Here is a 24,895-nt window from a genome sequence, read left to right as displayed (position 1 = left end):
TCCTCATACTGGGCGTATTCGGGCGATCCGACAACGCAGCGAGGTGCCGTAGCTGTCGTCGTGCGCCCGCCGGGGATTACGGGACAGCCCTTAGCGAAGAAAGGGGGCGCCCGACGACGCCCCCTTTTCCCCTGGCCGGGGGCTGTCAGGCAGCCCGGCGCGACGGAAGAAGCACCGATACGAGGCTTCCGAGCAGCGCAAGCACGCCGATGCCCGCCACGCCGAGAGCGCCGAGGTGGACGACGGTCAGCCAGGTCTCGGGGCGGCCGTAGGCCCGGTCGTCGAGGGCCTTCGCCTCACCGGCGAACGTCAGGTTGCCGTCCCCGGAGCGATCGATGTCGTCCCCGAGGGCGTACAGCGTGCCGGTGCGGGCTTGGCCGTCGGCCGTCCACTTCGCCCCCTCGCACTTGCCGGTGCTCTTGCCGTCGCCGACGGTCTCGATACGGCACGAGTTGGGCAGTTCGACGGTGACGGGCTTGCCGAAGGCGTACGCGGCGCCCCAACCGGTCGGCGCCTGTGAGGCGCTCCCGATGAAGAAGAAGGCCCCGACCCCCACCGCGATGACGAACAGGCTGATGCCGCCTCTCTGCTTCAGCTTCTCCCAGCGTCCCTGCATGACAACCCCCCACATAGTTGTGTGCACGTCAAATCACGGGATGTTCGGGCACGGGAGTGGCCGAATCTCATCCCTGTGTGTCGCGCGTTTGTACCGCAGACGCGGCGTGACCGACAAGCGGTTCCGGGGCGTCGTTCCAGGCGGTAAGGGTCGTACGTGCCAGCAGGGCTGACGGGACGTCGGCGGCGGTGTGCAGGGAATGACTTCGGCCACTGCGCAGGCGCCGTGCATAGGCTGACCGCCATGACACCACCCCCTGTCGAACTGGTGATCTTCGACTGCGACGGCGTGCTCGTCGACAGCGAGCGGATATGCGTCAAGGTCGACGCAGCGATCACGGCGGATCTCGGGTGCCCGTTCACCGAGAAGGAGATCGTCGATCTCTTCGTCGGATCGTCAACCGAGGTCTACACGGCCGCCATTGAGGAACGCCTCGGGCGGCGTCTGGAGAAGGGCTGGCAGTGGCGGTACGAGCATCTGTACCAGGAGGCATTCACGGCCGAACTGACCGCCGTGGACGGCATCATGGAGGCTCTGGACGGCCTGACCGCACCTTTCTGCGTGGCATCGAACGGCAACCACGCCGGCATCCGGCACAGCCTGAAGCTCACCGCGCTCAGCGACCGCTTCGAGGGCCGCATCTTCAGCGCCGCCGACGTTCCCAGGGGCAAGCCCGCGCCCGATCTCTTTCTGCACGCCGCCCGCTCCATGGGCGTGGATCCGGCCAGGTGCGCGGTGGTCGAGGACAGCGGCTACGGCGTCCAGGCCGCGCGTGCTGCCGGGATGCGCGCCTTCGGCTACTGCGGCGGTCTGACCTCGGCGAACCGGCTGGAGGGCCCCGGCACGGTCGTGTTCGACGACATGCGCGCGCTGCCCTCGCTGCTGTGGCAGTGACGGCGATCAAGCCGCCCTCCTCGGTGCTCCGATGAACCCGCGGGCCGTGAATCCGCTCTCCTCGGGTGCAGGCATCGCCTGTACCTCGCCGATGCGTTGGTGACATGGGGGGAACGATGAATCGGGTTACGCGCACGACGCTCGCCGTGGCCGTCGCGGCGTTGGTCGTCCCGCTCTCCGGGTGCAGCTCCCGTGATTCCTCGGGCTTCCCGGGTTCCGGGGGCTCCGTGCACGCCTCCGCGTCCCCGAGTCCCAGCGAGCCCGCCCACGTGGCCGCGTACCGGGCCGGACACAGGGCGGGCAAGGCCGTGTACGACTCGTCGGGGAAGGGCGCCGCCATCCGTGAAACCGTCTGGGGCGGCTGCACGCGACGGGCCCTGGCAGCTGGACGCGCCGCCGAGGCCGACCGCGGCGCCTGGGTGCGGGGCTGCCTGGACGGAGTTGCCCATGCCCCCGAGAACCCGCCCACCGGCCCCGTGACCCGCCGCACCCAGGATGCCCGGCTGCTGAAGGAATTCCGCACTTGGGCAGCCGAGAGCCCCGAGGGCGAGTCGGCCGGCCATGCCAAGACTCTTGCGACGGTCCAACTCACCGACCGTGACTACGACATCGAACTGTCCACCGACTACACGCCGGCGGAGCAGACGCAGAGTCCGGCTCAGGTTCAGGCGCTCGCGGATGTCTTCGTCGACTGGTGGGACGGTGACCCCGTCGGCGACGGCGGAGTCGTCAGGAACGTCCTGGTGCTCGGCGCGGGAGGCGAGAGGCTGTTCACCCGCCGCATGTGAGCACGTCAGCACGTGAGCACGCGAGCGCATGAGCGTGTAAGTGCATGAGCGCCTGAGTGCGTGCCCCTCCGAGCCTCCCTGGCGCGGCCTCTTCCGTCACCCCCGCGCGCTGAGCTCGCGGGCCAGCGCCGTCAGCGCCCCCAGTGCCGGATGCGGTGCCGTCGCGCGCCAGGCCAGGAGGACCGGGACCGGTGGGGCGTCGGTGAGCGGACGGTACGTGACTCCGGGGTGGGGGTGCATCTCCGCCGTCGAGGCCGCCGAGGCGCCCGCGCCGCGACCCGCGGCGATCGCCGTGAGCCAGTCGTCGGTGTTCGAGACGGTGAAGGTGGTGGTGGGGCGGGACTCCCCCGGCCAGAGGTCGAGCGTCGTCAGGCCCGAGACGGTGTTGAGGACGACGGGGCCCGCGGCCAGGTCCGCGAGGGTCAGGCGGGGGCGGGCGGCCAGGGGGCCGTCGGAGGTGACGGCGGCGACCCGGGGTTCCGTGAAGAGGAGCGCAGTCACCAGGCCGGGGGTGTCGACCGGGCCGCGCAGGACCGCCGCGTCGACCTCGCCGCGCGCCAGGCCCGCCGTGCGGTCGTCGATGCGGAGGAGTTCCAGCGGGGTGTCCGGGTGCTCCTGCTGCCAGCGGCGGAGCAGGGGCGTGGTGTACGGGCCGAACGCGGACCAGGCGTGACCGAGGCGCAGCGGCCGGTGGTGCAGGAGTGCCGGGTCGAGGGCGTCGTCGAACGCGGCGACGGCCGCCGCGGCCTTGTCGCGGAAGGCCCGGCCCTCGGGGGTGAGCTCCAGATGGTGGGTGGAGCGGTCGACGAGGCGGACCTGAAGGTGGCGTTCGAGTGCGGCGAGGGTGCGGGAGACGGCGGGCTGGGTGAGGTGCAGTGCGGCGGCTGCCCTGGTCAGGTTCCGCTCCTCCGCGATGGCGAGGAAGCAACGGAGGTGACGCAGCTCGATGCTCATGTGCGCGGAGCATAACCGCAGCCCACTGGGCATTTCACGGGCGGCGCGGGGTTCCGTAGCGTGAATGTGGACCGTAAGCCTCCGGTGCAGTATTTTGAACCCATAGTGCACTTGAATGGATGAGAGAAGGAACTGTTGAGTAGCCCCCGCAGTGCGGAGCAGGCGGCGACGGCCGCCGTTGCCGTGCCGGAAGCAGCCGGCGCCCTGGAGGCCGGTACGGGTCGCAGGTCCGGCGCGCTCGGACCCGTCGCGCTCGTCGTCGCGGGCGGGCTCTCCGTACAGTTCGGCGCCGCCGTCGCCGTTCTGCTGATGCCACGGGCCGGAGCGCTCGGCGTCGTCACCCTGCGGCTCGTCCTCGCCGCGGTCGTGCTCCTGCTGGTCTGCCGGCCACGGCTGCGCGGGCACTCCCACGCCGACTGGGGCACCGTCCTCGCCTTCGGCGCCGTCCTGGCCGCCATGAACATGCTCTTCTACCAGTCCGCGGACCGCATTCCGCTGGGCGCCGCCGTCACACTGGAGGTGCTCGGGCCGCTGGCGCTCTCCGTCATCGTGTCGCGACGGCTGATCAACCTGGTGTGGGCGGGCCTCGCCCTCGGCGGTGTCGTGCTGCTGAGTGGCGGCGGCTTCGACCGGCTCGACCCGGTCGGTGCGGCGTTCGCCCTCGGCGCGGGCGCGATGTGGGCCACGTACATCGTCTTCAGTGCCCGCACCGGACGACGCTTCCCGCAGGCCGACGGGCTCGCCCTCGCGATGGCCGTCGGCGCGCTGCTCAGTCTGCCCTTCGGTGTGGTCGAGGCGGGCGGCAAGCTGCTCGTGCCGTCCACGATCGGGCTCGGGCTCGTGGTCGCGCTGATGTCGTCCGTCCTGCCGTACACGCTGGAACTGCTCGCGCTGCGCCGGCTGCCCGCGCCGACCTTCGCCGTACTGATGAGCCTGGAGCCCGCGATCGCCGCGACCGCCGGATTCCTCGTGCTGCGCCAGGCCCTGTCCGCGGCCGATGCGCTGGCGATCGCGCTGGTCGTCGCGGCGAGCATGGGCGCGGTGCGGACTCAGGTGGGGCGCGCCCGGGCGAAGTGACCCGCCCGGGCGGGCGTGCCTTGAGGAGGCGACCAGCCGCGGCCTCCGTCCGGCGGGTCTGCCTCGGCCTCCGTCCGGCGGTCCGCCCCGGCATCCCGTCGCCCGAAGTCCTGGGCATCGCCCGCCTCTCCGCCTCTGCGCCTCCCCGTCACTCCGCCTCCCCGTCACTCCGCACTCCGCCTCCCCGCCTCTCCATCGCCCCGGCCTACGGTCCCCACCCCGTGAACCTGGCCGAAAAGTAAAGCAAGCACGCTTGCTTGTTTCTTCGCGCGCTGCCATGCTCCGGGTCACACCGCCGTGTCCCGAGGGGAGCGCACCGTGTCCGACCCTGCCGCCGTGCTCGACGACTTGCGCGCGGAGAGCGAAGAACTCGACCGGCTCGTCCGCGAGTTGAGCGAGGAGCGGTGGGCCGCGGCGACACCCGCCGCCGGCTGGACCATCGCCCATCAGATCGCCCACCTCGCCTGGACCGACGACGTCGCGCTGCTCGCCGTCACGGACGCCGACGAGTTCGGCAAGGAGGTCGAGAAGGCCCTCGCCGAGCCCGGCACCTTCGTCGACCAGGCCGCGGAAGCAGGCGCCGCGCAGCCGCCGGACGAGCTGCTGAGGCGCTGGCGCACCGGCCGAGACCGGCTCCAGCAGGCCCTGCGCACCGCGCCCCCCGGCGCCCGCTTCCCCTGGTACGGGCCGCCGATGAGCGCCACGTCGATGGCGACCGCGCGGCTCATGGAGACCTGGGCCCACGGCCAGGACGTCGCCGACGCCCTCGGCGCCGTACGCGAACCCACCGCCCGGCTGCGGCACGTCGCGCACATCGGCGTACGGGCCCGCGACTACGCCTATGCCGTACGCGGTCTCGAACCGCCCGCCGCCGAGTTCCGGGTCGAGCTGGCCGCTCCGGACGGCGAGACCTGGGCGTACGGGCCCGAGGACGCCGACCAGCGCGTCACCGGCCCGATGCTGGACTTCTGCCTGCTGGTGACCCAGCGTGCCCATCGCGACGACCTCGCCGTACGGGCGGAGGGCGCAGATGCCGACCGGTGGCTGGACATCGCCCAGGCCTTCGCCGGGCCGGCCGGTGCCGGGCGCGCGCCCAAGGGGGCCTGACATGGACCCCGTGAGCCCTTTGACGACCGGCCCGACGACCGGCCCGACGACCGGCCCGACGACCGATCCGTTGAGGACCGGCCCGACGACCGATCCCTTGACGACGGACCCGTCCACGACGGACCCGTCCACGACCGACCCGTCCACGACCGACCCGTTGAGGATCGGCAACGCCTCCGGCTTCTACGGCGACCGCTTCGAGGCGATGCGCGACATGCTCACCGGCGGCGCACTCGACGTCCTCACCGGTGACTACCTCGCCGAGCTCACGATGCTCATCCTCGGCCGCGACCGGGCGAAGGACCCGCGCCTCGGCTACGCCAAGACCTTCCTGCGACAGCTGGAGGAGAGCCTCGGGCTCGCCCATGAACGCGGCGTACGGATCGTCGCCAACGCCGGCGGGCTCAACCCGGCCGGGCTCGCGGACGCCGTGCGCGAGCTCGCGGCCCGCGTCGGCGTGCCCGTGCGGGTCGCGCACGTCGAGGGCGACGACCTCGCCGCCCGCTTCCCGGACGCGCTCGCCGCGCACGCCTACCTCGGCGGCGGCGGGATCGCCGAATGCCTGCGTGCCGGCGCGGACGTCGTCGTCACCGGGCGCGTCACGGACGCGGCGCTGGTCACCGGGCCCGCGCAGTGGCACTTCGGCTGGGGCCCGGAGGATCACGACGCGCTCGCGGGGGCGGTCGTCGCCGGGCACGTGCTGGAGTGCGGAACGCAGGCGACCGGCGGCAACTACGCGTTCTTCAAGGGCCGTGACGTACGCCGGCCCGGTTTCCCGGTCGCCGAGCTGTACGCCGACGGCAGCTCCGTCATCACCAAGCAGGACGGCACCGGCGGCGTCGTGGACACCGGCACGGTCACCGCACAGCTGCTGTACGAGACGGCCGGCGCCCGGTACGCCGGTCCTGACGTCACCGCCCGCCTCGACTCCGTACGACTGACACAGGACGGGCCGGACCGCGTCCGGGTCACGGGGGTACGGGGCGAGGCCCCGCCGCCCACGCTCAAGACCGGTCTCAGCCGGCTCGGCGGCTGGCGCAACGAGGTCGTGTTCGTCCTGACCGGCCTCGACATCGAGGCCAAGGCGGAGCTGGTGCGCGGGCAGGTGGAGGACGCCTTCGTACGGGCCAAGTCACGGCCCGAGGAGGTCCGCTGGGAGCTGGCCCGCACCGACAGTCCCGACGCGGACACGGAGGAGACCGCGAGCGCGTTGCTGCGGCTCGTGGTCAGGGACCGGGACGCGCAGGCCGTGGGGCGGGTCGTCAGCGGCGCGGCGATCGAGCTCGCGCTCGGCAGCTACCCGGGGTTCCATGTGACGGCTCCGCCGGGGAAGGGCGCTCCGTACGGGGTGTTCGAGGCGGCGTACGTGGACGCGGCATCGGTCGAGCATGTCGCGGTGCTGCCGGACGGCCGGCGGGTGACGGTGCCCGCGGCCGTGCGTACCCGCGCCCTGGAGCCGGTCCCGGGCCCGGCCCTGCCGGAGCCGCTGCCCGCCGGCGGCCCCGTTCGCCGCGTGGCGCTCGGGCGCGTCGCGGGCGCCCGCAGCGGCGACAAGGGCGGGGACGCGAACGTGGGGGTGTGGGTGCGGACGGAGGAGGCGTGGCGGTGGCTCGCCCACGAGCTGACCGTGGACCGCTTCCGCGAACTCCTGCCGGAGACGGACGGCTTGACCGTCGTACGGCACGTCCTGCCGAACCTGCGGGCGCTGAACTTCGTCGTCACCGGGCTGCTGGGCGAGGGCGTCGCCGCCCAGGCCCGCTTCGATCCGCAGGGGAAGGGGCTGGGGGAGTGGCTGCGGGCGCGGCATGTCGACGTACCGGAGGTGCTGCTGTGACGGCGCCGGGTGAGTCTCCCCCCGTCCCGCGCAGCGGCTCCCGCCTGCGAACCCGCACCACCCCACCCCCACCCCCACCCCCACTCCCACACCGGAGGTGACCCCATGACCGTCCTCGCCAGCGCGCTCGACCCGGCCTCCCCCGACTTCGCCGCACATCGCGCCGCCATGCTCGCCAAGCTGGACGCGCTCGACGCCGAGCACGCCAAAGCGCTCGCCGGCGGCGGCGAGAAGTACATCGAGCGCCACCGCAGGCGCGGAAAGCTGCTCGCTCGCGAGCGGGTCGAGCTGCTGCTCGACCCGGACACCCCGTTCCTGGAGCTGTCGCCGCTCGCCGCGTGGGGGAGCGACTACCCCGTCGGCGCGTCGATGGTGACCGGCATCGGCACGGTCGAGGGCGTCGAGTGCCTGATCACCGCGAACGATCCGACCGTACGCGGCGGCGCCAGCAACCCCTGGACGCTGAAGAAGGCCCTGCGGGCGAACGAGATCGCGTTCGCCAACCGGCTGCCCGTCATCAGCCTCGTCGAGTCCGGCGGTGCCGATCTCCCCTCCCAGAAGGAGATCTTCATCCCCGGCGGGGCGCTCTTCCGCGACCTCACCCGGCTCTCCGCCGCCGGGATCCCCACCATCGCCGTCGTCTTCGGGAACTCGACGGCCGGCGGGGCGTACGTCCCCGGGATGTCCGACCACACCGTCATGATCAAGGAGCGGTCGAAGGTCTTCCTCGGCGGCCCGCCGCTCGTGAAGATGGCCACCGGCGAGGAGAGCGACGACGAGTCGCTCGGCGGCGCCGAGATGCACGCCCGCACCTCCGGCCTCGCCGATCACTACGCCGTCGACGAGCACGACGCGCTGCGCCACGCCCGCCGTATCGTCGCCCGGCTCAATCACCGCAAGGCGCTCCCCGATCCGGCAGCCCCGGCCGAGCCGCCGAAGTACGACGTGGAGGAGCTGCTCGGCATCGTCCCCGAGGACCTCAAGACCCCGTTCGACCCGCGCGAGGTGATCGCCCGGATCGTGGACGGCTCGGACTTCGACGAGTTCAAGCCGCTGTACGGGACGAGCCTGGTCACCGGGTGGGCCCGGCTGCACGGATACCCCGTCGGCATCCTCGCCAACGCGCAGGGCGTGCTGTTCAGCGCCGAGTCGCAGAAGGCCGCCCAGTTCATCCAGCTCGCCAACCAGCGCGACATCCCGCTCCTCTTCCTCCACAACACCACCGGCTACATGGTCGGCAAGGAGTACGAGCAGGGCGGCATCATCAAGCACGGCGCGATGATGATCAACGCGGTGTCCAATTCGAAGGTGCCGCATCTGTCCGTCCTGACGGGGGCCAGCTACGGCGCCGGGCACTACGGCATGTGCGGGCGGGCGTACGACCCGCGCTTCCTCTTCGCCTGGCCCAGCGCCAAGTCCGCAGTCATGGGCCCGCAGCAGCTCGCGGGTGTCCTGTCCATCGTCGCCCGCGCGTCCGCCGCCGCGAAGGGACAGCCCTACGACGACGAGGCCGACGCCGCCCTGCGCGCGATGGTCGAGCAGCAGATCGAGACGGAGTCGCTGCCGATGTTCCTGTCCGGGCGGCTGTACGACGACGGGGTGATCGACCCGCGCGACACGCGCACGGTCCTCGGCCTCTGTCTGTCCGCCATCCACACGGCCCCGGTCGAAGGCGCGCGCGGCGGCTTCGGCGTCTTCAGGATGTGAGGACCTGATGATCCAGTCTGTTCTTGTCGCCAACCGGGGCGAGATCGCCTGCCGGGTCTTCCGCACCTGCCGTGAGCTGGGCATCGCCACGGTCGCGGTGTACTCGGACCCGGACGCCCAGGCCCTGCACGTGAGGGAGGCGGACGCCGCCGTACATCTGCCGGGCGCCGCCCCGGCCGAGACCTATCTGCGCGGGGACCTGATCGTGAAGGCCGCGCTCGCGGCGGGTGCGCACGCCGTGCATCCCGGGTACGGATTCCTCTCCGAGAACGCCGACTTCGCGCGGGAGGTCATCGACGCCGGCCTCGTCTGGATCGGCCCGCCCCCGTCCGCCATCGAGGCGATGGCGTCCAAGACGCGCGCCAAGGAACTCATGGGGGTCGCGCCCCTCAGCGACGCCGACATCACCGAGGACGATCTGCCGGTCCTGGTCAAGGCCGCGGCGGGCGGCGGCGGGCGCGGGATGCGGATCGTACGGGAACTCGGCGACCTCACCGGCGAGCTGGCGGCCGCGCGGGCCGAGGCGCTGAGCGCGTTCGGCGACGGCGAGGTCTTCGTCGAGCCGTACGTGGAGGGCGGCCGGCATGTGGAGGTGCAGATCGTGGCCGACGCGTACGGCACGGTCTGGGCGCTGGGCACCCGCGACTGTTCCCTGCAGCGCCGCCACCAGAAGGTCGTCGAGGAGGCCCCGGCCCCCGGACTGAGCCCGGAACTCACCGCCACCCTGCACGAGATGGCGGTCCGCGCGGCCCGTGCGACGGACTACCGGGGCGCGGGCACGGTGGAGTTCCTGGTCGTCGGTGACCGGGCCCACTTCCTGGAGATGAACACCCGCCTCCAGGTCGAGCACCCGGTCACCGAGGCCGTGTTCGGCATCGATCTCGTCGCCCTGCAGATCCGGGTCGCGGAGGGCGCGTCCCTGCCCGCCGACCCGCCGGCCGCGCACGGCCACGCCGTCGAGGCCCGCCTCTACGCCGAGGACCCGGCGCGCGACTGGGCCCCGCAGACCGGCACCCTGCACCATCTCTCCGTACCGGGCGTACGGCTGGACACCGGGTACGCGGACGGCGACACGATCGGGGTGCACTACGACCCGATGCTGGCCAAGGCGGTGGCGTGGGCGCCCACCCGCGCGGAGGCGGTGCGCAAGCTCACGGGCGCGCTGGAACGGGCCCGCGTGCACGGCCCGGTCACCAACCGGGAGCTGCTCGTACGGTCCCTGCGGCACCCGGACTTCGCCGCCGCCCGGCTGGACACCGGCTTCTACGACCGTCATCTGCCGGAGCTGACGGGCGCGGCCCCGGAGCCGTACGCGCCACTGGCCGCCGCGCTCGCCGACGCCCACGGACGCTCCCGGTTCGGAGGCTGGCGCAATCTGCACTCCCAGCCGCAGACCAAGCGCTACCGCACGGAGGCCGACGGCACCGAGCACGAGATCCACTACCGCCACACCAGGAGCGGCCTCGCGGCCGACGGTGTCGTCGTCGTACACGCGGACCCCGGTCTGGTCGTGCTCGAAGTGGACGGAGTGCGGCGGAAGTTCGAGGTCGCCGTGCACGACGACCGGGTGTTCGTCGGCAACACGGTCCTGACCGCGCTGCCCCGCTTCCCCGACCCCACCGCCCAGCGCGAGCCGGGCTCCCTGCTCGCGCCCATGCCCGGCACGGTCGTGCGGGTCGCCGAGGGACTGGCGCCCGGCGCGCAGGTCACCGCGGGGCAGCCGCTCATCTGGCTGGAGGCGATGAAGATGGAGCACAGGATCTGTGCTCCCGCCTCCGGCACGCTCACCGCGCTCCACGCCGCCCCCGGCCGTCAGGTCGAGGTCGGTGCCCTGCTCGCCGTCGTCAACGAAGTGATCGCGGAATCGAAGTAACGGCCCACGAAGTAACCGCTCACGACGTAACGGCTCACGACGTAACGGCTCACGAAGTAACGGCGTACGAAGTAATGGCGTAGTCACACAGGAGGACCAGACCTCATGAACAGCGTCATCGAGAGCGAAGAACACACCGCACTGCGCGCCGCCGTGTCCGCGCTCGGGCACCGGCACGGGCGCGGCCACGACCGCGAGGCACTGTGGTCCGAGGCCGCCAAGCTCGGGTACCTCGGGGTCAACCTGCCCGAGGAGTACGGCGGCGGAGGCGGCGGCATGGCCGAGCTGTCCATCGTCCTGGAGGAGCTGGGCGCGGCCGGATGTCCGCTGCTGATGATGGTCGTCTCGCCCGCCATCTGCGGCACCGTCATCGCCCGCTTCGGCACCGAGGAGCAGAAGCGGGCCTGGCTGCCGGGGCTCGCCGACGGCACCCGCACCATGGCCTTCGGCATCACCGAGCCCGACGCCGGGTCGAACTCCCACCGGATCACGACCACGGCGCGGCGGACCGAGGACGGCGGCTGGCTCCTGACCGGCCGCAAGGTCTTCATCTCCGGTGTCGACATCGCCGACGCGACCCTCGTCGTCGGCCGCACCGAGGACGCTCGCACGGGCCGTCTCAAGCCCTGCCTGTTCATCGTTCCGCGCGACGCCCCCGGCTTCACCCGCTCGCAGATCGACATGGAACTGCACGCCCAGGAGAAGCAGTTCGAGCTCGTCCTCGACGATGTGGCACTGCCTGCGGACGCGCTCGTCGGCGACGAGGACGCGGGCCTGCTGCAGCTGTTCGCCGGGCTCAACCCCGAGCGGATCATGACCGCCGCCTTCGCGATCGGCATGGGCCGCTACGCCCTGGCCCGGGCCATCGACTACGCGAAGGACCGCCAGGTCTGGAAGGACCCCATCGGCGCCCACCAGGCCATCGCCCACCCCCTCGCCCAGTCCCACATCGAGCTCGAACTCGCCCGTCTGATGATGCAGAGGGCCGCCGCGCTGTACGACGCGGGCGACGACATGGGCGCGGGCGAGGCGGCCAACATGGCCAAGTACGCCGCCGCCGAGGCCTGTGTGAAGGCCGTCGACCAGTCCGTGCACACCCTCGGCGGGAACGGCCTCACGCGCGAGTACGGTCTCGCCGCGCTGATCACCGCCGCCCGGGTCGCCCGGATCGCCCCGGTCAGCCGGGAGATGATCCTCAACTACGTATCCCATCAGTCCCTGGGTCTCCCCAAGTCGTACTGACAGACGCAATTCTGGCGACCACGACTCAACCGTGAAGGGGCCGTCATGGTGATGCACAGCGAGTACGCAGATGTCCCGCCCGTCTCCCTGCCCATCCACGACGCCGTTCTGGGCAGGGCGGCCGAGTACGGCGACACCCCCGCCCTGGTCGACGGGGCGGGCGAAACGACGATCACGTACGCACAGCTCGACACGTTCCATCGCCGTGTCGCCGCCGCGCTCGCCGACGCCGGCGTACGCAAGGGCGACGTCCTCGCCCTGCACAGTCCCAACACGGTCGCCTTCCCGACGGTCTTCTACGGCGCCACGCGCGCCGGAGCGTCCGTCACCACCGTCCATCCGCTGGCCACGGCGGAGGAGTTCGCCAAGCAGCTCCGTGACTCCTCCGCCCGCTGGATCGTCACCGTCTCCCCGCTCATCGAAGTGGCCCGCCGCGCCGCGGAACTCGTCGGCGGCATCGAGGAGATCTTCGTCTGCGACCAGGCCGACGGACACCGCTCCCTCCTCACGATGCTCGGCTCCACCGCTCCCGAGCCCGATCTCGCCATCGACCCGGCCGAGGACGTCGCCGCGCTCCCGTACTCCTCCGGCACCACGGGCGTCCCCAAGGGCGTCATGCTCACGCACCGCTCCATCGCCACCAACCTGGCCCAGCTGGAGCCGGTGATGCCGATGAGGCACGGCGACCGGATTCTGGCCGTTCTGCCCTTCTTTCACATATACGGCCTCACCGCCCTGATGAACGCCCCGCTGCGCAAGGGCGCCACCGTCGTCGTCCTGCCCCGTTTCGACCTCGACCAGTTCCTGGCGGCGATAGAGAAGCACCGCATCAACGGCCTGTACGTCGCCCCGCCGATCGTCCTCGCCCTCGCCAAGCACCCGGCGGTCGCCAAGTACGACCTGTCGTCGCTGGAGTACGTCGTCAGCGCCGCCGCCCCGCTCGACGCGCAGCTCGCCCAGGCCTGCTCGGCCCGGCTGAGGCTGCCGCCGGTACGGCAGGCGTACGGCATGACGGAGCTGTCACCCGGCACCCATGCCGTGCCGCTGGCCGCCTCGAACCCGCCGCCGGGCGCCGTCGGGAAGCTCCTGCCGAACACCGAGATGCGGATCCTGGCGCTCGACGACCTGGGCCGGGACGCCGCCCCCGGCGAGGAGGGCGAGATCGCGATCCGCGGTCCACAGGTCATGAAGGGTTACCTCGGCCGTCCCGAAGCCACCGCCGACATGATCGACGCCGATGGCTGGGTGCACACCGGGGACGTCGGGCGGGTCGACGAGGACGGCTGGCTGTTCGTCGTCGACCGGGTCAAGGAACTCATCAAGTACAAGGGCTTCCAGGTCGCCCCGGCCGAGCTGGAAGCCCTGCTCCTCACCCACGAGGGCATCGCCGACGCGGCGGTGATCGGCGTGTACGACGCCGACGGCAACGAGGTCCCGAAGGCGTACGTCGTACGGCAGCCGACCGCGACCGGCCTGTCGGCGGACGACGTCCTCGCGTTCGTCGCCGAGCGCGTCGCCCCGTACAAGAAGATCCGCCGCGTCGAATTCATCGCCGGAGTGCCGCGGGCCGCGTCGGGGAAGATCCTCCGCCGCGAACTGCGGAACCTGGAGAAGGGGAACACGTGACATTCATCAGCACCGCGTCCGAGCGGGGCATCACGACGCTGACGCTCGACTCGCCGGCGAACCGCAACGCCCTGTCGGCGCGGCTCGTCGGCGAGCTGGCCGACGCGCTGACCGGCTGCGGGAAGGACCCGTCCGTACGGGCGGTCGTCCTGACCCACACCGGAGGCACCTTCAGCGCCGGCGCCGACCTGAAGGAGCCGCCGAACCCGTACACCTTCGTCGCACTGCTGCGGCAGATCGTCGAGCTGCCGAAGCCGGTGGTGGCGCGGGTGGCGGGCCATGTACGGGCGGGCGGGCTCGGCCTCGTCGGGGCCTGCGACATCGCGGTGGCGTCGTCCGCGTCGGACTTCGCGTTCACGGAGGTACGGATCGGGGTGGCGCCCGCGGTGATCTCGCTGCCGCTGCTGCCGCGCCTGGAGCCGCGCGCCGCGGCCCGCTACTACCTGAGCGGTGAACGCTTCGACGCCGCCGAGGCGGCCCGCGCCGGACTGGTGACGGCCGTCGCCGACGACGTGGACGCCGCGCTGGCAGCTGTGCTCGACGGCTTCCGCAAGGCCTCGCCGCAGGCCCTGGACGCGACGAAACAGCTGCTCACGGCTAGGGTGCGGGAGACCTTCGACCGCGACGCGGAGGATCTCGTACAGCGCTCGGCGTCGCTCTTCGCCTCGGCGGAGGCGCGCGAGGGGATGACCGCCTTCCTCGAACGACGGGACCCCGCATGGGTGTTGTGACCTCCCCCGCAGGCTCCGCCAAGGAGCCGAAGCAGGACCGCAGCCGGGCCACCCGGCAGCGGCTCCTGGAGGCCGCGGTGGCCTGCCTCGCCGAACGCGGCTGGGCGGGCTCGACCGTCTCGGTGGTCGCCGAGCGGGCCGGGGTCTCGCGGGGCGCGGCACAGCACCACTTCCCGACGCGGGAGGACCTGTTCACGGCCGCCGTCGAGTACGTGGCGGAGGAGCGGTCCTCCGCGCTGCGGGCCCTCCCGGTGCAGAACCGGGCGGCCGTGGTGGAGGCCCTCGTCGACCTCTACACCGGCCCGCTCTTCCGGGCCGCCCTGCATCTGTGGGTCGCGGCCTCCAACGAGGAGCAGCTACGGGGCCGGGTCACCGAACTGGAGGCGCGGGTGGGCCGTGAGACCCACCGGATCGCCGTCGAGCTGCTGGGTGCGGACGAGTCGGTGCCGGGCGTGCGGGAGACGGTCCAGGGGCTGCTGGACATGGCGCGGGGGCTGGGGCTGGCGAACCTGCTGACGGATGACGGGGCGCGGCGGAAGCGGGTGGTGGGGGAGTGGGGGCGGTTGCTGGAGGAGGCGCTGGGGTGAAACGTATCTGCATACTGCGGGTATGCAGATATCCGGTACGCTCATCTCATGGCCGAGACGACTCGCATCACGGTGACCCTCCCCGCCAAGGACGTGGAGGCGCTGAAGAAGCTGACGGACAACGTGTCCGCCTACGTTGCCGAGGCGGTGGCGCGCAAGATAAGGCATCAACTGCTCGGTGAAGAGCTGCAGCGCTACCAGGAGGAGCATGGCGCGTTCACCGACGAGGAGCTGGCAGAGGCGCGTGCGGAGATCGCTGCAGCGCTCAATCCGGAGCAGCCGGTGGCGAGGGCAGCTTGAGCCTCGTCGTCAACACCGTCGTCCTGGACTCCGAGGGGCTGTCGGCCTGGATCGCCCAGGACCGAAAGGTCGAGTCACGGATCCAGGTCTTCTACGAGCAGGAAGCCACGCTGGCCGTCTGCGCCAACACCATCATCGAAGTCGCCCACGCCGGAGTGAACATGCCCCGGCTGAACTGGCTGCTCTCACGGGTCAAGATCGAGCCCGTCAACGAGCAGTCCGCTAAGGCCGCCGCCCGGCTCCTGAAGGACACCGGGCTGCACGGCCACAAGTACGCCATCGACGCCACCGTCGCCGAGATGGCGCTGCGCCAGCCGGGGCCGGTCGTGATGTTGGCCTCCGACCTCGATGACATGGCCCGGCTCTGTGGCGACCGGGTCCGCCTCATAGGTCTCTGACGGCGACCTGCCGCCAGGGTGTGACCCGGTGTGACCCGGGTCACCCCCGTTTGTCGTACTCCCGGCGTACCCTTTCCGCATGCTTCCGCTCGTACGCCGCCGCCACGTGGACTTCCTCCGCGTCACGAGCATGGGCTGTCGGGCTTACGTCTGACGCAAGCCCCCACTCCACCCCACCCGGTCCCCCCGGCCCGCCCCACCCAGGCGGACGGCGGTACGAGTACCCGGTCATCACCGGGACCTGCGACCGGGACCAGACACAGCGGACGCACCCATGTCTCACTCGCAGAATTCCTCGCAGCCGACCTCGCAGCCGACCTCGCAGCCGGCCTCGCAGCCGCCGGCCTCGAACCAGCCGGCCTCGAAGCAGCCGGTCCCGGAGCCCTACGCGCAGCTTCCGGTCATCGATCTCTCCGCGGCGGACCGCGGCCCCGCCGCCCGCGCGGAGCTGCACGCCCGGCTCCACAGCGCCGCCCATGACGTCGGCTTCTTCCAGCTGACCGGCCACGGCGTCACCGAGGCCGAGACCGACGCCCTGATGGGCGCGATGCGGGCCTTCTTCGCCCTCCCCGAGGCCGACCGGCTCTCCATCGACAACGTCAACTCACCGCACTTCCGCGGCTACACCCGCATCGGCGACGAGCGCACCGGCGGCAGCCGCGACTGGCGCGACCAGCTCGACATCGGCGCCGAGCGGCCCGCGCACATACCCGGACCGGACGAGCCGGCGTACTGGTGGCTGGAGGGCCCCAACCAGTGGCCGGCAGCGCTGCCCGGGCTGCGTACCGCCGCGCTCGCCTGGATCGACCGGCTCAGCGCGGTCGCCGAAAAGCTCCTCCACGAGCTCCTCGCGGCGATCGACGCGCCGCCGGACTTCTACGACGACGTCTTCGGCGACCGGGCGCATCTGCACCTCAAGCTCGTCCGCTATCCGGGAAGCGCACCGGGCGGCAGGTCCGGCCAGGGCGCAGGCCAGGGCGTAGGCGCCCACAAGGACTACGGCTTCCTGACCCTGCTGCACCAGGACCGGATCGGCGGCCTCCAGGTGCAGCGCGAGGACGGCGCCTTCCATGACGTGCCGCCGCTGCCCGGCGCGTTCGTCGTCAACCTCGGCGAGCTGCTGGAGGTCGCCACCAACGGCTATCTGCTCGCCACCAACCACCGGGTGGTCAGCCCGCCCGGCGCGACCGAGCGCTACTCGGTGCCGTTCTTCTACAACCCGCGCCTGGACGCACGGATCGCCCCGCTGCCGTTCCCGTACGCGGCGGACGCGCCCGGAGTGACCGCGGACCCGGCGAATCCGCTGTTCGCCGAGTACGGACGCAACGAGCTCAAGGGCAAGCTGCGGGCGCATCCGCTGGTCGCCGCCCGCCACCATGCGGAGCTGGTGGAGCGGGCGGCGTAGCGCGGGGCAGGGCGCGGATCACCCCGAGATGTCCGCGTACCCCTCGATCTCGCGCGGGTCGCGGGAACCCGGACCCATGTACCGGGCGGACGGGCGCACCAGCCGCCCGGTGCGCTTCTGCTCAAGGATGTGCGCCGACCAGCCGGCCGTACGGGCGCAGGTGAACATCGAGGTGAACATGTGCGCCGGGACCTCCGCGAAGTCCAGCATGATCGCCGCCCAGAACTCCACGTTCGTCGCCAGGACCCGGTCCGGACGGCGGTTGTGCAGCTCCTCCAGCGCGGCCTTCTCCAGCGCCTCCGCGATCTCGAAGCGCGGCGCGCCCAGCTCCTTCGCCGTGCGCCGCAGCACGCGGGCGCGCGGGTCCTCGGCCCGGTACACACGGTGGCCGAAGCCCATCAGCCGCTCGCCGTTGTCCAGGGCCCGCTTCACGTAGGCCGTCGCGTCGCCCGTCCGCTCGATCTCCTCGATCATGCCGAGGACCCGGGAGGGCGCGCCGCCGTGCAGCGGACCGGACATGGCGCCGACCGCGCCCGACAGGGCGGCCGCGACGTCGGCGCCGGTCGAGGCGATCACGCGGGCCGTGAACGTCGAGGCGTTCATGCCGTGCTCGGCGGCCGACGTCCAGTACGCGTCGACGGCCTTGACGTGCTTCGGGTCCGGCTCACCGCGCCAGCGGATCATGAACCGCTCGACGACCGACTGCGCCTTGTCGATCTCCCGCTGCGGCACCATCGGCAGACCCTGCCCACGAGCACTCTGTGCCACGTACGACAGCGCCATCACCGCGGCCCGGGCGAGATCGTCGCGCGCCTGTGCCTCGTCGATGTCGAGGAGCGGCCTGAGGCCCCAGACGGGAGCGAGCATCGCCAGTGCCGACTGGACGTCGACGCGGATGTCGCCGGAGTGCACCGGGATCGGGAACGGCTCGGCGGCGGGCAGACCGGGGTTGAACGCCCCGTCGACCAGCAGCCCCCACACATTTCCGAACGAGACGTGACCGACGAGATCCTCGATGTCGACGCCTCGGTAGCGGAGCGCGCCGCCCTCCTTGTCGGGTTCGGCGATCTCCGTCTCGAACGCGACGACTCCTTCGAGTCCGGGTACGAAGTCGGACATCAGGCGGCTCCTCGTGAGTTCGGTCGGGTCGTCCCGGTGGTCGGACCTGATCGGTTGTGCCGAATCGGTCACCCCGGTGATGCCCCGTGCGGCGGGTAGTCACCCCGTCCGCGTCGTAGGGAGGGCACAGCGGCCCAGCGCATGATTTTGGCGGGTTCCACTGGTGCGGGGAAGCGTGACATCCGGCACACTGCGCCGTTCCGGTCGCGAAGGGTTAGCGGCACTCGGTGCCGGGCAGACTCGGCCGCCACGAGGCGTCCTGCGGACGTGTCCCGAGGACGGGCCCGGCAGGACCCCGCTCGCTGATCCGGCATGATCCAAACGACCGGCCCCAGGCCCGGACAGGGCCTAGGGCAGGATGGCCCCCGTGACCGACGCCCTCGACCCCGCCGCCATGCGCGAGCAGTACCGCTCGACGCCCCTCTCCGAGGCGGACCTCCCCGCCGAGCCGATGGAACAGTTCGTCCACTGGTTCAAAGACGCCGCGGCCGGCCACCTCCACGAGCCGAACGCCATGATCGTCTCCACGGCCACCCCCGAAGGCCGCCCTTCGGCCCGCACCGTGCTGCTCAAGCACTTCGACGACCGGGGCTTCGTCTTCTACACGAACTACACCTCGCGCAAGGGCCGCGAACTCGACGCCAACCCGTACGTCTCGCTCCTCTTCCCCTGGCACCAGCTGGCCCGCCAGGTCATCGTCACCGGCACGGCGACCCGCGTCGGCCGCGACGAAACCGCCGCCTACTTCCGCACCCGCCCGCACGGCTCCCAGCTCGGCGCCTGGGCCAGCGCCCAGTCCTCCGTCATCCCCTCCCGCGCACACCTCCTGCGCGCCTACGAGGAACTCTGGGCCCGCTACCCGGCCGGCGAACAGGTCCCGGTCCCGCCGGAGTGGGGCGGCTACCGGGTCACGCCGGAGACGGTCGAGTTCTGGCAGGGCCACGAGAACCGGCTGCACGACCGGCTGCGGTACGTACGTACGACCGAGGCGCCCGCCGGGTGGCGCGTGGAGCGGCTCTCACCCTGACGCTTGCTCCGAGGTCGCGGCCCGGCTGTCCGCGGCGCGGGAAGTGCAGGGGAAGCGCCCGGGAAGTACCCGGGAAGCCCCCGGAAACGCAGGAACCCGCGGGCTCTGGTCTCCTCCGAAGAGGAGGCCGGCCGGACGTACCGGCGAGCCCGCGGGTCGGTGACTGCTTGGATTTCGGCAGGCGCCCTGCCGAGGTGCACAGAGTGCGACGACGGGCCGCTAGCCCGCAGCCACCTCTCGCGTCCGGAATGAAATCATCTTCCGAATCACCTCCTTTCCCGATGGCCCACACACTAGGAACCTCAACGGGCGAGCTCAACCCATTTTTGTGACCTCTTGCCGGCAGGCGTACGAGTAGCCGTCTCCCCGCTGGAGCAGCCGCAGGTTCACATAGGACACGTTGAAGCGCCCCGCCGGTGTCGTAAGGCTGTGCTGCCCGGTCGCCCGGACGGAGATCCTCCCGGTCCACGTGCCCGCCCACCTGCCCGTGGGCACTGTGGCGCGGACGAGATCGCCGGTGGCGAATCCGTAGTGCCGCTTACGGCGCGGTCGACGGAGGCGGGGGAAGCCGTACCGGTCGGGCGTGGTGCGTGCGTATGAACCACGCCCGGTCGCCTTCACAACGCAGACCTGCCGGGGGACGCGGACGATGGTGTCCCCGTTCTCGTGGTCCAAGTCGCCCAGGGAGAGGGCATCGAGGGTGTGCGTCTTGCTGAGGCCCATGGCGGTGCGGTTCCACTTCGTCCGCCCGCCCGACCACGCGTGTACGGGTCTCCCGAGGGTCTTGAGGGTGTCCGTGAGCTGCCAGCGGGTCGCATTCATGGCGGCGGCGTCGTGGAGGGGTGTCTTGGCCTGTCGGCGGATCGCAGCGAGGCGTGCTGGGTCGTCCGCCAGGAATTCCTTGATGGGAGTCGAGCCCTTGGCCTCGTTGCAGGGGACGCAGGCAAGGGTGAGATTCGATATGCGGTTGGAGCCGCCATGGCTGCGGGGCCGGATGTGCTCGATGTTGAGTGGTACGCGGGTGGCCCCGCAGTAGGCGCAGGTCGTCCCCATTTCGCGAGCAGGTACTCGCGGATCTCCGTCCCTGCCAGGGTGCCGTTCTGGTACTCGGCTGCGGTGAGGCTTCTGCCCGCGCTCATGGCGTGGGTGTCGAAAGCGACGCGCTCGATGTGGATCTCGGTGACGGGTGCGTACTGGCAGAGGCGACGGGCGGTCGACAGGGTGGAGTCGACCCGATGCCGGAGCGACGGGGCCAGCCAGCCTTGCGGGCGGGTGCGGTTGGCGGACCTTTGTGCGCGGTAGCGGCAGTTGGCCGATCTCCGCCTGCGGCGGTATCCGGCTCGTTGTCCCATGGCGCGGTGGATCTGGTCGCCTCGGTGCTGGAGCTCGAGGGAGATCAGCCCGCGCCGTACGGTCAAGGTCGTACCGTCCGGAGTGGCTTCCTTCCTCGCATCGGTGAGGACCATGCCAGTGCCTTTGGAGCCCGGGTCGATCCGCAACTGGACGCCGTCAACCTTTGATGCGGCGCGTGTGCGGTCCTTGATGCGGATCGTGAAGGGTGCGTGTCGTGCGACGACGGCACGACCTTTGGTGAGGAGTTCACGTGCGCGGGCCGGGTGGCAGGGCATGAGAGCCCGCCCGTTTCTGTCGAGTACGAAGACTCTGCCTGCGCCTTGCTTGGGGACGTCACCGTCCCCGGTCTCTGCCTGTATGGCGTGACGCCGACGGGGCTCGGTGCTGTTGCCGCCGGTCTCCCCTCGCCCAGGTTCCCCGCCGGTGCCTCGCGCGGTGGCGAGGTGTCCGTGAGCCGTTTCGTCCCTGCTCCCAGGGGTGTCTGTTCCCACGGATTCCAGAGCAGGCTGCTGAGGAAGCACAGCCTGGTGGGTCTGCTCGCCTGCGGGAAACGTAGTCATCGAAGGGCACCTCCTCTGATCGGCTGATCGTGATGACTGGGGCTGTTCACTCGGCTCGCCCGGTGAGGGGGAGCGGGAGCGAGTGATCTCCTTTCGTTGTGGCGGCCTACGCGAAGCTAGCTGCATCGACGCAGGCGCAGCCTATGAACGCCGCATCGACGTACATATGTGTGATACGCGGCGAAACCTCGAACGCGCGCCCGATGTGGGTGGTATCGCGTCAAAGGTCAGCTTGAACGCGTAGCCTCCCGGCCCATGGGTGGCGCTGAGATTCAGAGGGCAACGATTTCTGGGAAATTCCTGTGTCCTGCGTCACGTTCCAGTTGAATGATCGGGGGTGCCGCGGGCGGTGCGGCACCGGCGGACAAGGACACGTCCTGCAGGGGGTGCCAGGATGAGTGCTTCCAGGAGTGAGACCACGAGCGCGCTGGGTCCGGACGAGCCGGAGCGGGACGGGCCCGGGTCGGACCTGCTTGCCGCGCTGCTGGACGGGATGGACGCGGCGCTGTGCGCCTTCGACGCGGACGGTGTGATCACGCATTGGAACCGGGAGGCCGAGCGGATTCTCGGCTGGTCTCCGGAGGAGGCCGTCGGGCGGCGCGGGTTCGCGGGGTGGGCGGTGCGGACCGCGGACGCGGACGAGGTGCAGGGGCGGTTGATGGCCGCGATGCAAGCCCCGGGGCGGCAGGTTCACGAGTTCGCGCTGCTGCGCAAGGACGGCGGGCGGGTGCTCGTACGGACGCAGTCGGCGGGGGTGCGCGGGGCGGACGGAAAGCCCGCCGGGGTGTACTGCGCGTTCAGCGAGGTGCATGCGCAGATCGATCTGGAGCGGTCGATCGCGCTGAGCGAGGCGCTGTTCGAGGACGCGTCTTGGGGTGTCGTGCTGGTGGACGTGGATCTGCGGCCGACCGTTGTCAACGGGCATGCCGCACGGATGCTGGGCTCCGGGCGTACGACGCCTCTGGGCCGGCCGCTCGGAGAGCTGATCGTGCAGGGCGTGGAGGAGCTGGAGGGCGCGCTGCACCATGTGCTCGCCGATGGTGCGCCGGGGGCGCTCGCCGAGCTGTGGGTGACGGTGCGGACGGACGAGGGCGAGCGCAGGCGTTGCTGGCGCAGCGGGTTCCTTCGGCTGGCGTCGCCGCTGGCGGAGGAGCCGGTGCCGCTGGGTGTGGGCTGGCTGTTCCAGGACGTGACGGAGGCGAAGCTCGCGGAGCAGGAGGCGGACCGGCTGCGGTTCCGGTTCAGTCAGCTGCACCGGGCCGCGCGGGCCGCGGCGGAGTGCGAGGACCCGATGGAGGCGGCGACGGCGCAGGTGGACTTCGCGCTGGCCGGTTTCGCGGACCATGCGCTGGTCGATGTGGTGTCGGAGCGGGGGGAGCGGCTGGTGCGGACCGCTGCGACGCCCTCCGGGGCGCCGGGGCCGGTGGCGCGGGTCGCGGGGGCCGGGATCCCGCTGCGGTATCCGCAGGGCCATCCGGCGCTGCAGGCGATGGACCGTATCGGCTCGGTCCGGGCGAGTGCGGGCGGTGGCGCCGGGGGAGCGGAGGCGTGGGCGGCGGAGCGCCAGTGGCCCCGTGACGCGGTCCACGCGCTGTGCACGGTTCTGCGGAGCCGTGGGCGCACGCTGGGCGTGCTGACGTTCCTGCGGGCTGCGAACCGGCCCGCGTTCGAGCGCCCGGACGCGGAGTACGTGGAGAGTGTCGCCATGCGGGTGGCGGCGGCGCTGGATCTGGCCGGGGCGCGGGGGGAGTAGCCCACTCGCCGGTTCCGGCCCTCGTGATTCCGGAAAGCCCTCGTGGGTCCGGAAGGCCCTCGTGCTCCGGAGAGTCCTCGCGGCTGCTGATGGCCGCGGAGCCCGCGTTCGCCGAGCCGTGGCTGCGGGCGCTCGTCACCGAGCCGAACGCCTGACGAGGCGCGGCAGCACGCACGTGTTCGGCGGCGTGGGTGACCTGGCGCGGCAGCTCGGCGGCGGTGGAAGTCCCGGTTCGGCGGCGGTGGATCCGGCTCAGCGACGGTAGAAGATCCGGTCCGCGTACTCCTCCATCACGCGCCCGTTCCACTCATGACCGCCGTCGACGTTGCCGGACCGCAGCAGCGGCGGTTCGATGCCGCGTTCGACCAGCTCGCCCGCGGCGGCCGCCATCGTCGCCTGCATCAACGCGCTGGTGACGACCGTCGACGCGGGTGCGAAGGGTGCCTCGATGCCCTCGGCGGTCAGCTCGGCGTCGCCCACCGCGATCTTGGAGTCGAGGACGATGTCGCAGTGGTCCTTGAGGTAGCTGCCGGAGACATGCCGGGACCGGGTCTCCGTCGCGTACGCCACCGACGTCACGCCGATGACCTTCAGGCCGAGTGCGCGCGCGTTTATGGCCATCTCGACGGGCAGGGCGTTGCGGCCGGAGAGGGAGACGATGATCAGTACGTCACCGGCCCTGACCGGGCTGGAGTCGAGGACGGCGCCCGCGAGACCGTCGACGCGCTCCAGCGCCGATCCGAGGGTGGCGGGCATGACGTCGACGCCGACGACGCCGGGGACGGCCAGCAGGTTCATCAGGGCCAGTCCGCCCGCCCGGTAGACGACGTCCTGGGCGGCGAGCGAGGAGTGGCCCGCTCCGAACGCGAAGAGCCGGCCGCCCGCGGCGACCGTGTCGGCGATGGCGTTGCCGGCCGCGGCGATGTTCGCCGCTTCCTCCTCACCTACCCGCTCCAGCAGGCCGATCGCGGCGTCGAAGAACTGACCGGCCAGTTTGCTCTCGCCCATTGCGGTGGCCCCTTCTCGTTGTGTCGCGGATCACGTTGCGGTCTGGACCATTGCTCTGTCAATACGGGCTTGACGCGGGCATGGCCCGGTTGTCGGTGCGATGCGTCAGAATTGAGTCAGGGCCAGCGCACGACTCGTTTCCATGTCACAGCATCGAGGGGCACGTATGTCCGGACTTATCGACACCACGGAGATGTATCTCCGCACCATCCTCGAGCTCGAAGAGGAAGGCGTGGTCCCCATGCGCGCCCGGATCGCGGAGCGGCTCGATCAGAGCGGTCCGACGGTCAGCCAGACCGTGGCGCGGATGGAGCGCGACGGTCTGGTCATGGTCGCGGGTGACCGGCACCTGGAGCTGACCGACGAGGGCCGTCGGCTGGCGACGCGCGTGATGCGCAAGCACCGGCTCGCCGAGTGCCTGCTCGTCGATGTCATCGGCCTGGAGTGGGAGCAGGTCCACGCCGAGGCGTGCCGCTGGGAGCACGTGATGAGCGAGGCGGTCGAGCGGCGTGTGCTGGAGCTGCTGCGTCACCCGACCGAGTCGCCGTACGGGAATCCGATCCCGGGGCTCGAGGAGCTGGGTGAGAAGGCGGAGGCCGATCCCTTCCTGGACGACGGCATGGTCAGCCTGGCCGACCTCGACGCGGGCACGGAGGGCAAGACGGTGGTGGTCCGCCGGATCGGCGAGCCCATCCAGACGGACGCCCAGTTGATGTACACGCTGCGGCGCGCGGGTGTGCAGCCGGGCTCCGTGGTGAGCGTGACGGAGTCGGCCGGCGGGGTGCTCGTGGGCAGCAGCGGTGAGGCCGCGGAGCTCGATGCGGATGTGGCCTCGCACGTCTTCGTGGCGAAGCGCTGATGTCGTAGGGCCTGATTCAGACAGACCCGGACAGACGCCGGGGCAGGGCTCAGGTCTCTCAGGGCGCGCGCCCGTAC

The 24,895-nt window shown here is 71.5% G+C and carries 22 protein-coding genes and 1 pseudogene; 17 read left to right on the top strand and 6 right to left on the bottom strand.

Going from position 1 to position 24,895, the window contains the following annotated elements; translation table 11 throughout:
* Positions 1-145: 145 nt before the first annotated feature.
* On the bottom strand, positions 146-616 hold the full coding sequence (locus ACWGI8_RS13920) for a hypothetical protein (protein ID WP_453660708.1): 471 nt from the start codon (positions 614-616) through the stop codon (positions 146-148).
* 243 nt (positions 617-859) lie between these two features.
* Here ACWGI8_RS13920 and ACWGI8_RS13915 point away from each other — a divergent pair, with 243 nt between their 5' ends.
* Positions 860-1,510, top strand: a complete 651-nt coding sequence (locus ACWGI8_RS13915; protein WP_453660706.1) for an HAD family hydrolase — start codon at positions 860-862, stop codon at positions 1,508-1,510.
* 116 nt (positions 1,511-1,626) lie between these two features.
* The gene (locus ACWGI8_RS13910; RefSeq protein WP_453660704.1) at positions 1,627-2,298 is read left to right on the top strand and encodes a hypothetical protein; all 672 of its coding nucleotides are present in this window, start codon (positions 1,627-1,629) and stop codon (positions 2,296-2,298) included.
* 96 nt (positions 2,299-2,394) lie between these two features.
* Here ACWGI8_RS13910 and ACWGI8_RS13905 read toward each other — a convergent pair whose 3' ends face one another.
* Positions 2,395-3,252 carry a LysR family transcriptional regulator gene (locus tag ACWGI8_RS13905; protein ID WP_453660703.1) on the bottom strand — a complete coding sequence of 286 codons (858 nt, stop codon included), beginning with the start codon at positions 3,250-3,252 and terminating at the stop codon, positions 2,395-2,397.
* A gap of 135 nt (positions 3,253-3,387) precedes the next feature.
* Here ACWGI8_RS13905 and ACWGI8_RS13900 point away from each other — a divergent pair, with 135 nt between their 5' ends.
* From ACWGI8_RS13900 to ACWGI8_RS13845, 12 genes are all read left to right on the top strand, one after another.
* The gene (locus ACWGI8_RS13900) at positions 3,388-4,329 is read left to right on the top strand and encodes an EamA family transporter (RefSeq protein WP_453660701.1); all 942 of its coding nucleotides are present in this window, start codon (positions 3,388-3,390) and stop codon (positions 4,327-4,329) included.
* Between the two features lie 318 nt (positions 4,330-4,647).
* Positions 4,648-5,436, top strand: a complete 789-nt coding sequence (locus tag ACWGI8_RS13895) for a TIGR03084 family metal-binding protein (protein WP_453660699.1) — start codon at positions 4,648-4,650, stop codon at positions 5,434-5,436.
* Positions 5,437-5,641: 205 nt separating this feature from the next.
* On the top strand, positions 5,642-7,270 hold the full coding sequence (locus tag ACWGI8_RS13890) for an acyclic terpene utilization AtuA family protein (protein ID WP_453660710.1): 1,629 nt from the start codon (positions 5,642-5,644) through the stop codon (positions 7,268-7,270).
* Positions 7,271-7,375: 105 nt separating this feature from the next.
* Positions 7,376-8,977, top strand: coding sequence for an acyl-CoA carboxylase subunit beta (locus ACWGI8_RS13885; RefSeq protein WP_453660698.1), 1,602 nt, complete (start codon positions 7,376-7,378; stop codon positions 8,975-8,977).
* Positions 8,978-8,984: 7 nt separating this feature from the next.
* Positions 8,985-10,850 (top strand): acetyl/propionyl/methylcrotonyl-CoA carboxylase subunit alpha, encoded by a 1,866-nt coding sequence (locus tag ACWGI8_RS13880; protein WP_453660696.1) that lies wholly within the window; start codon positions 8,985-8,987, stop codon positions 10,848-10,850.
* Between the two features lie 105 nt (positions 10,851-10,955).
* Positions 10,956-12,092: an acyl-CoA dehydrogenase family protein gene (locus ACWGI8_RS13875; RefSeq protein ID WP_453660695.1), complete on the top strand. Its 1,137-nt coding sequence runs from the start codon at positions 10,956-10,958 to the stop codon at positions 12,090-12,092.
* A 45-nt stretch (positions 12,093-12,137) separates the two neighbouring features.
* Positions 12,138-13,718 carry a 4-coumarate--CoA ligase family protein gene (locus ACWGI8_RS13870; protein WP_453660693.1) on the top strand — a complete coding sequence of 527 codons (1,581 nt, stop codon included), beginning with the start codon at positions 12,138-12,140 and terminating at the stop codon, positions 13,716-13,718.
* Positions 13,715-14,449 carry an enoyl-CoA hydratase family protein gene (locus ACWGI8_RS13865; protein WP_453660691.1) on the top strand — a complete coding sequence of 245 codons (735 nt, stop codon included), beginning with the start codon at positions 13,715-13,717 and terminating at the stop codon, positions 14,447-14,449. Before ACWGI8_RS13870 ends, ACWGI8_RS13865 begins: the two co-directional genes overlap by 4 nt.
* Entirely contained in the window at positions 14,437-15,036 is a 600-nt protein-coding gene (locus ACWGI8_RS13860; protein WP_453660690.1) for a TetR/AcrR family transcriptional regulator, read from the top strand. The genes ACWGI8_RS13865 and ACWGI8_RS13860 overlap by 13 nt, the downstream gene beginning before the upstream one ends.
* A 48-nt stretch (positions 15,037-15,084) precedes the next feature.
* A complete protein-coding gene (locus ACWGI8_RS13855) occupies positions 15,085-15,336 on the top strand; it encodes a hypothetical protein (protein ID WP_453660689.1) in 252 nt (83 codons plus the stop codon).
* Complete coding sequence (locus ACWGI8_RS13850; protein WP_453660688.1) at positions 15,333-15,734, top strand: DNA-binding protein; 402 nt, start codon at positions 15,333-15,335, stop codon at positions 15,732-15,734. Before ACWGI8_RS13855 ends, ACWGI8_RS13850 begins: the two co-directional genes overlap by 4 nt.
* 274 nt (positions 15,735-16,008) lie before the next feature.
* Positions 16,009-17,139 (top strand): 2-oxoglutarate and iron-dependent oxygenase domain-containing protein, encoded by a 1,131-nt coding sequence (locus ACWGI8_RS13845; RefSeq protein ID WP_453660686.1) that lies wholly within the window; start codon positions 16,009-16,011, stop codon positions 17,137-17,139.
* 18 nt (positions 17,140-17,157) lie between these two features.
* On the opposite strand, the gene ACWGI8_RS13840 is transcribed toward ACWGI8_RS13845, so the two are convergent.
* Positions 17,158-18,258 (bottom strand): citrate synthase 2, encoded by a 1,101-nt coding sequence (locus tag ACWGI8_RS13840; protein ID WP_453660685.1) that lies wholly within the window; start codon positions 18,256-18,258, stop codon positions 17,158-17,160.
* A 358-nt stretch (positions 18,259-18,616) separates the two neighbouring features.
* On the opposite strand from ACWGI8_RS13840, the gene pdxH reads away from it, so the two are divergent.
* Complete coding sequence (gene pdxH / locus ACWGI8_RS13835; protein ID WP_453660683.1) at positions 18,617-19,285, top strand: pyridoxamine 5'-phosphate oxidase; 669 nt, start codon at positions 18,617-18,619, stop codon at positions 19,283-19,285.
* Between the two features lie 315 nt (positions 19,286-19,600).
* On the opposite strand, the gene ACWGI8_RS13830 is transcribed toward pdxH, so the two are convergent.
* Together ACWGI8_RS13830 and iscB are read right to left on the bottom strand one after the other, a co-directional pair.
* Positions 19,601-20,338, bottom strand: a complete 738-nt coding sequence (locus ACWGI8_RS13830; RefSeq protein ID WP_453660682.1) for an HNH endonuclease — start codon at positions 20,336-20,338, stop codon at positions 19,601-19,603.
* Positions 20,339-20,385: 47 nt separating this feature from the next.
* Positions 20,386-20,913, bottom strand: a pseudogene (gene iscB / locus ACWGI8_RS13825) (RNA-guided endonuclease IscB); the annotation flags it as partial.
* 679 nt (positions 20,914-21,592) lie between these two features.
* On the opposite strand from iscB, the gene ACWGI8_RS13820 reads away from it, so the two are divergent.
* Positions 21,593-22,951, top strand: a complete 1,359-nt coding sequence (locus ACWGI8_RS13820; RefSeq protein WP_453660680.1) for a PAS domain-containing protein — start codon at positions 21,593-21,595, stop codon at positions 22,949-22,951.
* A 252-nt stretch (positions 22,952-23,203) separates the two neighbouring features.
* Here the strand turns inward: ACWGI8_RS13820 and ACWGI8_RS13815 are convergent, their stop codons facing one another.
* Positions 23,204-23,959: an SIS domain-containing protein gene (locus ACWGI8_RS13815; RefSeq protein WP_453660679.1), complete on the bottom strand. Its 756-nt coding sequence runs from the start codon at positions 23,957-23,959 to the stop codon at positions 23,204-23,206.
* Positions 23,960-24,125: 166 nt separating this feature from the next.
* Between ACWGI8_RS13815 and ACWGI8_RS13810 the strand changes: the two genes are divergently transcribed.
* Positions 24,126-24,818 carry a metal-dependent transcriptional regulator gene (locus tag ACWGI8_RS13810; protein WP_453660677.1) on the top strand — a complete coding sequence of 231 codons (693 nt, stop codon included), beginning with the start codon at positions 24,126-24,128 and terminating at the stop codon, positions 24,816-24,818.
* Positions 24,819-24,895: the final 77 nt, after the last annotated feature.

Source organism: Streptomyces sp. NPDC054841, from assembly GCF_053611045.1.
This window is presented reverse-complemented; position numbering and strand designations above follow the sequence as displayed.

Bases quoted from the DNA above. Each gene is read 5' to 3' on its own strand.
- ACWGI8_RS13920 (WP_453660708.1), bottom strand. From the start codon at position 616: ATGCAGGGACGCTGGGAGAAGCTGAAGCAGAGAGGCGGCATCAGCCTG.
- ACWGI8_RS13915 (WP_453660706.1), top strand. From the start codon at position 860: ATGACACCACCCCCTGTCGAACTGGTGATCTTCGACTGCGACGGCGTG.
- ACWGI8_RS13910 (WP_453660704.1), top strand. From the start codon at position 1,627: ATGAATCGGGTTACGCGCACGACGCTCGCCGTGGCCGTCGCGGCGTTG.
- ACWGI8_RS13905 (WP_453660703.1), bottom strand. From the start codon at position 3,252: ATGAGCATCGAGCTGCGTCACCTCCGTTGCTTCCTCGCCATCGCGGAG.
- ACWGI8_RS13890 (WP_453660710.1), top strand. From the start codon at position 5,642: ATGCGCGACATGCTCACCGGCGGCGCACTCGACGTCCTCACCGGTGAC.
- ACWGI8_RS13885 (WP_453660698.1), top strand. From the start codon at position 7,376: ATGACCGTCCTCGCCAGCGCGCTCGACCCGGCCTCCCCCGACTTCGCC.
- ACWGI8_RS13880 (WP_453660696.1), top strand. From the start codon at position 8,985: ATGATCCAGTCTGTTCTTGTCGCCAACCGGGGCGAGATCGCCTGCCGG.
- ACWGI8_RS13875 (WP_453660695.1), top strand. From the start codon at position 10,956: ATGAACAGCGTCATCGAGAGCGAAGAACACACCGCACTGCGCGCCGCC.
- ACWGI8_RS13870 (WP_453660693.1), top strand. From the start codon at position 12,138: ATGGTGATGCACAGCGAGTACGCAGATGTCCCGCCCGTCTCCCTGCCC.
- ACWGI8_RS13860 (WP_453660690.1), top strand. From the start codon at position 14,437: ATGGGTGTTGTGACCTCCCCCGCAGGCTCCGCCAAGGAGCCGAAGCAG.
- ACWGI8_RS13855 (WP_453660689.1), top strand. From the start codon at position 15,085: ATGGCCGAGACGACTCGCATCACGGTGACCCTCCCCGCCAAGGACGTG.
- ACWGI8_RS13845 (WP_453660686.1), top strand. From the start codon at position 16,009: ATGTCTCACTCGCAGAATTCCTCGCAGCCGACCTCGCAGCCGACCTCG.
- ACWGI8_RS13840 (WP_453660685.1), bottom strand. From the start codon at position 18,258: ATGTCCGACTTCGTACCCGGACTCGAAGGAGTCGTCGCGTTCGAGACG.
- pdxH (WP_453660683.1), top strand. From the start codon at position 18,617: ATGGCCCCCGTGACCGACGCCCTCGACCCCGCCGCCATGCGCGAGCAG.
- ACWGI8_RS13830 (WP_453660682.1), bottom strand. From the start codon at position 20,338: ATGGGGACGACCTGCGCCTACTGCGGGGCCACCCGCGTACCACTCAAC.
- ACWGI8_RS13820 (WP_453660680.1), top strand. From the start codon at position 21,593: ATGAGTGCTTCCAGGAGTGAGACCACGAGCGCGCTGGGTCCGGACGAG.
- ACWGI8_RS13815 (WP_453660679.1), bottom strand. From the start codon at position 23,959: ATGGGCGAGAGCAAACTGGCCGGTCAGTTCTTCGACGCCGCGATCGGC.
- ACWGI8_RS13810 (WP_453660677.1), top strand. From the start codon at position 24,126: ATGTCCGGACTTATCGACACCACGGAGATGTATCTCCGCACCATCCTC.